The organism is Streptomyces radiopugnans (assembly GCF_900110735.1).
Lineage (GTDB): Bacteria > Actinomycetota > Actinomycetes > Streptomycetales > Streptomycetaceae > Streptomyces > Streptomyces radiopugnans.
In genome coordinates, this window is sequence record NZ_FOET01000018.1 from 114879 (window position 1) to 121339 (window position 6461).

The window sequence follows — 6461 nt, forward strand, 5'->3', positions numbered from 1 at the left end:
GCTACCGTTCCACGTCGTGGAGGTGGTGGACGGGGTCGTGGACGAAGTAGCGGGCGATGGACTCCACCGTGAAGCGGGAGCCGTCGCTGCGGTCACCGGTGCGCTCCCACTGCGCGCCGGACACCGCGGCGAACCGCGCGGCCAGGGTCTCGCCCGCCTCCTCCAGCTCGTCGGCGACCCGGTGCGGGTCCTGCTCGCCGTAGCGCTCGGCGACGGCGGTGGCGTCCTGGTCCCAGTCGGGAAAGGACGGGGAGTCCTCGGCGAGCATCAGCCGCAGCCGCCCGTCGAAGATCCGGAACGCGTCGCGTACATGGCAGGCGTACTCCAACGGGGACCAGACGTCCGGAGCGGGGCGCTCGCGCACGTCGGCGCGCTCCAGGACGGGGCGCCAGGCGGCGGTGTTCTCCCGCAGCAGGGCGGGTACGTCCTCGCCCCCCACCTGCCGGGAGTCGAAGCCGCACTCGGGGCAGGGGCGCTCCAGCACCCAGGTCCAGTTCTTGGTGTCGGGTTCGATCACGGCCCGAGCATCCCGCGCCGCGGCGTCCGGCACCAGCGATTCCTTCTTCACCCGAAGGTGTAGTGCCGCTTAAGCGGCGGCGCGCCGCGGGCCCGCACGGGGACGGGGGCCGTAGCCGTGCGGGCCCGGGGCGCGCGGGGTTCAGGACCGGCGCCCGTCCAGCACCTTCGCGACCTCGGCGCGGATCTCCTCGGTGTCCAGACCGCGAACGGTCAGCGTGGTGCGGCGGCGCAGCACGTCGTCCGCCGTCGCGGCCCACTCGCGGTCCCGGGCGTAGACGACCTGCGCCCAGATCTCCGGCGCGTCCGGATGGACGCGCTCGCCCAGCGCCGGATCCTCGTGCACCAGACGGGCGATGTCGAACGCCAGCGCCCCGTAGTGGGTCGCCAGGTGCCGGGCGGTCCGCGGGTCGAGCCGGGAGCCCGGCTCGCGGTCCACCAGCAGCCGGTGGGCGACCGCGTTCGGATTGGCCACCCCCGGCAGCGGTACCCGCCGCACCAGCTCGGAGACCGGAACGGCGTCCTCGGCGAAACCGGTCCGCGCGGTGCCCGGCAGCGTCGCCAGCTTCCGCAGGACGGTGCGGCCTATGTGCCGGTAGGTGGTCCACTTGCCGCCCGCGACCGAGAGCATCCCGCCGCGGCCCTCGGTGACGACCGTCTCCCGCCTGGCCGACTCCACACCGCCCGGGCCGCCGGGCAGCACCCGCAGGCCCGCGAAGGCGTACGTCACCAGCTCCGGCGAGAGCTGCTCGTCGCGCACCGAGCAGGAGGCCTCGTCCAGGATCTGCCGGACGTCGGCGTCGGTGGCCGACACCTCTGCCGGATCGCCCTCGTAGGCCTCGTCGGTGGTGCCCAGCAGCAGGTGGTCCTCCCAGGGGAGGGCGAAGGTGATGCGGTACCTGTCGACGGGCGTGGCCATCGCCGCCCGCCACGGCGCCGTCCGCCTCAGCACCAGGTGAGCGCCCTTGGACAGCCGGACGCTGGGCTCGGCGCCCGCGTACTCCATCCGCCGCAGGCGGTCCACCCACGGTCCGGTGGCGTTGAGCACCAGCCGGGCGTCCACCTTGAACTCCGTGCCGTCCAGCCGGTCCCTCAGCTCCGCGCCGGTGACCCGGCCGTGGGTGAAGCGCAGACCGGTGACCTCGGCGTGGTTGAGGACGACCGCGCCGGAGTCCACGGCGGCGCGGACGGTCATCACCGCGACCCGGGAGTCGTTCATCTGGTGGTCGCCGTAGACCGCGACCGCCTTGAGGCCCTCGGTGCGCAGGGCCGGGTTGTCGGCGGCGGCCTTCGCCGGGGAGATCAGCCGGCCCACCCCGTCGCCGAAGGCGGACAGGGCGGAGTAGGCGAAGACGCCCGCGCCGAGCTTGGCGGCGCCGTGCGGGCCGCCCCGGTAGACCGGCAGGTGGAAGGTGAGCGGACTGACCAGGTGCGGAGCCACGTCCCTGGCCAGCACCCGCCGCTCGTGGTGGTTCTCGGCGACCAGTTTCACCGCGCCGGTCTGCAGGTAGCGCAGCCCGCCGTGGACCAGTTTGGAGGAGGCGGAGGAGGTGGCGCCGGCGAAGTCGCCGGCGTCCACCATCGCCACTCGCAGCCCCGACTGCGCCGCGTGCCAGGCGACCGAGGTGCCCAGGATGCCGCCGCCGACGACCAGCAGGTCGAAGACGGCGCCTTCCAGCACCTCCCGGGTCTCGGCACGGCCCGGGTCCGGACCGGCGGCCGGGCGCGCCCCGAGGGTCGGGGCGCTTCGGAGGGTGTTCATACGGATCAGTTCTCCTCTTCGAGCCAGCCCATGGTCCGCTCCACGGCCTTGAGCCAGTTCTTGTACTCGCGTTCGCGTACGTCGGCCTCCATCCGCGGCGTCCACTCCGCGGCCCGCCGCCAGTTGGCGCGCAGGGCGTCGGTGTCCGGCCAGAAGCCGACGGCCAGGCCGGCGGCGTAGGCGGCGCCCAGGCAGGTCGTCTCGGCGACCATCGGCCGGACGACCGGGGCGTCCAGGACGTCGGAGATGCACTGCATCAGCAGGTTGTTGCTGGTCATGCCGCCGTCCACCTTCAGGGCGGTCAGCTCGACGCGGGAGTCCTTCTCCATCGCGTCGACGATCTCGCGGGTCTGCCAGGCCGTCGCCTCCAGCACCGCGCGGGCGATGTGCGCCTTGGTGACGTAGCGCGTCAGGCCCGCTATGACGCCCCGGGCGTCGGAGCGCCAGTAGGGGGCGAACAGCCCGGAGAAGGCGGGGACGAAGTACGCGCCGCCGTTGTCCTCGACCGAGCTGGCCAGCGTCTCGATCTCGGCGGCGCTGTTGATCAGGCCCATCTGGTCGCGCATCCACTGGACCAACGAACCGGTGACCGCGATCGATCCCTCGAGCGCGTAGACCGGGTCCTGGTCGCCGATGCGGTATCCGACGGTGGTCAGCAGGCCGTTGTAGGAGTTGACCGCCTCGGAACCGGTGTTGAGCAGCAGGAACGTACCGGTCCCGTACGTTGACTTGGCCTCGCCCGGCGAGAAGCAGGTCTGGCCGAACAGCGCGGCCTGCTGGTCGCCGAGCGCGGAGGCCACCGGAACGCCCGCCAGCGCCCCGCGGGCCTCGCCGTAGACCTCGGCGGAGGAGCGGATCTCGGGCAGCACCGCCATGGGCACGCCCAGGGACTCGCAGATGCGCGGGTCCCAGTCCAGGGTACGCAGGTTCATCAGCAGGGTGCGGGAGGCGTTGGTGACGTCGGTCACGTGCACACCGCCGTCGGGGCCGCCGGTGAGGTTCCAGATCACCCAGGAGTCCATCGTGCCGAAGAGGATCTCGCCGGCCTCGGCGCGCTCGCGCAGCCCCTCGACGTTCTCCAGCAGCCAGCGGATCTTCGGTCCCGCGAAGTAGGAGGCCAGCGGCAGGCCGGTCTCGCGGCGGAAGCGGTCCTGCCCGACGTTGCGCCCCAGCTCCCGGCAGAGCGCGTCGGTGCGGGTGTCCTGCCAGACGATGGCGTTGTGCACCGGCTCGCCGGTGGCTCTGTCCCACAGCAGTGTCGTCTCGCGCTGGTTGGTGATGCCCAGCGCCCGTACGTCCTCGCGCGTGATGCCCGCCCTTTCCAGGGCCTCGGCGACCACCTCCTGGACGTTGGCCCAGATCTCGGCGGCGTCGTGCTCGACCCAGCCGGGCTCGGGGAAGATCTGCTCGTGCTCCTTCTGGCCGACCGAGACGATGCGGCCGTCCCGGTCGAAGACGATGCAGCGGCTGGAGGTGGTGCCCTGGTCGATGGCGGCGATGAACTCGCGGCGGGTGTCGCTCATGTCGGAGTGCTCCAAGAGTGGGCGGCGGGGAAGGGGGTCGGGGGAGGGAGAGCGAGGAGAGGAGGCGCGGCGGGCGGTCAGGCGAACGCGAGCCGGTAGAGGACGCCCGCGAGGGCTCCGCCCAGCAGGGGCCCCACCACCGGCACCCAGGCGTAGCCCCAGTCCGACCCGCCCTTGTTGGGCAGCGGGAGCAGGGCGTGCACGATGCGCGGCCCGAGGTCGCGGGCCGGGTTGATCGCGTACCCGGTCGGGCCGCCCAGCGAGAGGCCGATCCCGACGACGACCAAGGCGGTGACGAGGACACCGGTGCCGGACAGGGCCAGCCCCTCGGTGAGGCCCTGGGTGAGGATGGCCAGGACCAGTACGACGGTGGCGATGGTCTCGGTGGCCAGGTTCTGCACGGGGTTGCGGATCTCGGGGGCGGTGGAGAAGATCCCGAGCACCGGGCCGGGGGCGTCGGACCGCCGGCGGTCCGCGGCGGCCGTCGTCTGGGCGCCGGGGCCGCCGACGACCTCGCGGTGGGTCAGGTGCGCCAGGAAGTGGCCGTAGTAGGAGACCCACACCAGGGCGGCGCCGATCATGGCGCCGAGCAGCTGGCCGGCGAAGTAGGCGGGCACCTTGGCCCACTCCCCGCTCTGCACGGCGATGCCCACGGTGACCGCCGGGTTGAGGTGGGCGCCGGAGAGGCCCAGGGAGATGTAGGCGGCGGTGAGGACGGCGAATCCCCAGCCGAAGGTGATGGCGACCCAGCCGGCGCCCATCGCCTTGGAACGTCTGAGCGTGACGGCGGCGCAGACACCGCCGCCCAGCAGGATCAGGACGGCGGTGCCGATGACCTCGCCCAGGAATATGTCGGAGCTGGACACCCGCGACTCCTTTGCTCTTGTCCGGAGGGAGCCAGATGGAAGAAGTGGGGGAGGCGGACCGAGTCCCGTTCGGTGTTCGACATTGTCGACCGCCGAACGGCAGTTTTATACCAGTCGAACATCTCGTCAAGGGTGCGGACGTCGGATCGTGCCGGCGAACGCGGATCACGCGGGCGGAACCGCACGTAGACGACCGGGCGAGCGGGAGTGCGTACGGGTGCCTTCGGACCCTGCCCAGGGGAGGCCGCTCCGAACCGGACGGAGCCCGGCATCGAACAAATAATGTGCCAAGCAGATGAACAGACTCCTACCGTCGACGGTTCGACGCAAGCGGAGCCGCACGGCACCCTGTGGGTCAGAAGCGGCCCGCGCCCAGGTCGCGCGACACGGCCCGCGCACAGTCCCGTACGGCCGCCACCAGCCGGGGCTGTATCTCCCCGTCCGCGCACACCCGCTCCACCGCGCCGGTGACGGCCACGGCGCCCACCGGCATCCGGCGGCGGTCGTGGACGGGAGCGGCGATGGAGGCGACCCCCTCCCAGGTCTCCTCCACGTCGGCCGCCCAGCCGCGGGCCCGGGTCAGCTCCAGGACCCCCTCGAACGCCTCCGGGTCGGTGATCGTGCGGGTGGTCAGCGCCTCGCGCTCGGAGTCCATCGCCTCGCTGTGGGCCACCGGGTCGTACGCGGCCAGCACCTTGCCCAGCGCGGTGCTGTGCAGCGGCTGCATCGCCCCCACCTCCAGCACCTGCCGGCTGTCGTCGGGGCGGAAGACGTGGTGCACGATCAGCACGCCCTGCTGGTGGAGCACGCCCAGGTAGACGCTCTCGCCACTGGAGCGGGCCAGGTCGTCGGTCCACACCAGGGCGCGGGCCCGCAGTTCGTGGACGTCCAGGTAGCTGTTGCCCAGCCGCAGCAGCTCCGCGCCCAGCTGGTACCGGCCCGAGGCGGGGTCCTGCTCGACGAAGCCCTCCTGCTGGAGGGTGCGCAGCAGGCCGTGGGCGGTGCCCTTGGCCAGTCCCAGGGTGGAGGCGATGTCGGACAGCCCGAGGCGCCGCTCACCCCCGGCGAGCAGCCGCAGCACCGCCGCCGCCCGCTCCAGCGACTGGATGGTCCGGGCCATCGCGCACCTCTCCTCTGTTCGCTTCTCTCTCCGGTGGGCCGGGAGACGGCATTCGACAATGCCGAACGCTATCGGATCATGTCGATGGTGCGGTAGCCGTCCGATGCCCGGAGTCCACGCCTCGGAACACCTGCGGCCCCCGCGGTGCCGACAGATACCCTGGCCGGGTGCGCTTCCCGATGGAAGACGCAAAGCCGACAGCCGTCGCATCTCTGGGAGTCCTTCCATGGCAGCTTCGCCGACCCCGCACGACCTCGACCCGACGCCGATCGCCGGACCCGCCTCCGCGAGTACGTCGAAGACCCCCCGTGCCGATGCCCTGCGTGAGGCGTTGGCGTCGCGGGTGGTGGTGGCGGACGGGGCGATGGGCACGATGCTGCAGGCGGCGGATCCGTCGCTGGAGGACTTCCAGCAGCTGGAGGGCTGCAACGAGGTTCTCAACGTCACCCGCCCGGACATCGTGGCCTCGGTGCACGAGGCGTATTTCGCGGTGGGGGTGGACTGTGTGGAGACCAACACCTTCGGTGCGAACTTCGCGGCGCTGGCGGAGTACGACATCGCCGGCCGGGTGGGGGAGCTGTCCGAGGCCGGGGCGCGGATCGCGCGGGAGGTGGCGGACTCCTTCACCGGGAGGGACGGGCGCCAGAGGTGGGTGCTGGGGTCGATGGGGCCGG

Annotated in this window: 6 protein-coding genes; 1 reads left to right on the top strand and 5 read right to left on the bottom strand. The window is 72.4% G+C overall.

The annotated features are described in order from the left end of the window. Position 1: 1 nt before the first annotated feature. The 5 genes from BMY40_RS24430 to BMY40_RS24450 all read right to left on the bottom strand — a co-directional run bounded on the left by BMY40_RS24430 (position 2) and on the right by BMY40_RS24450 (position 5787). Complete coding sequence (locus BMY40_RS24430; protein WP_093662959.1) at positions 2 to 517, bottom strand: DinB family protein; 516 nt, start codon at positions 515 to 517, stop codon at positions 2 to 4. A gap of 141 nt (positions 518 to 658) precedes the next feature. Then, positions 659 to 2278 carry a glycerol-3-phosphate dehydrogenase/oxidase gene (locus tag BMY40_RS24435; protein ID WP_093662937.1) on the bottom strand — a complete coding sequence of 540 codons (1620 nt, stop codon included), beginning with the start codon at positions 2276 to 2278 and terminating at the stop codon, positions 659 to 661. 5 nt (positions 2279 to 2283) lie between these two features. Beyond that, positions 2284 to 3801, bottom strand: a complete 1518-nt coding sequence (gene glpK, locus BMY40_RS24440) for a glycerol kinase GlpK (protein ID WP_093662938.1) — start codon at positions 3799 to 3801, stop codon at positions 2284 to 2286. Between the two features lie 77 nt (positions 3802 to 3878). Continuing rightward, a complete protein-coding gene (locus BMY40_RS24445; protein WP_093662939.1) occupies positions 3879 to 4667 on the bottom strand; it encodes an MIP/aquaporin family protein in 789 nt (262 codons plus the stop codon). 355 nt (positions 4668 to 5022) lie between these two features. Then, positions 5023 to 5787 (bottom strand): IclR family transcriptional regulator, encoded by a 765-nt coding sequence (locus tag BMY40_RS24450; RefSeq protein WP_093662940.1) that lies wholly within the window; start codon positions 5785 to 5787, stop codon positions 5023 to 5025. 226 nt (positions 5788 to 6013) lie between these two features. Between BMY40_RS24450 and BMY40_RS24455 the strand changes: the two genes are divergently transcribed. Then, positions 6014 to 6461: homocysteine S-methyltransferase family protein (locus BMY40_RS24455; RefSeq protein WP_177214117.1), on the top strand; the 448-nt coding region annotated here is incomplete at its 3' end.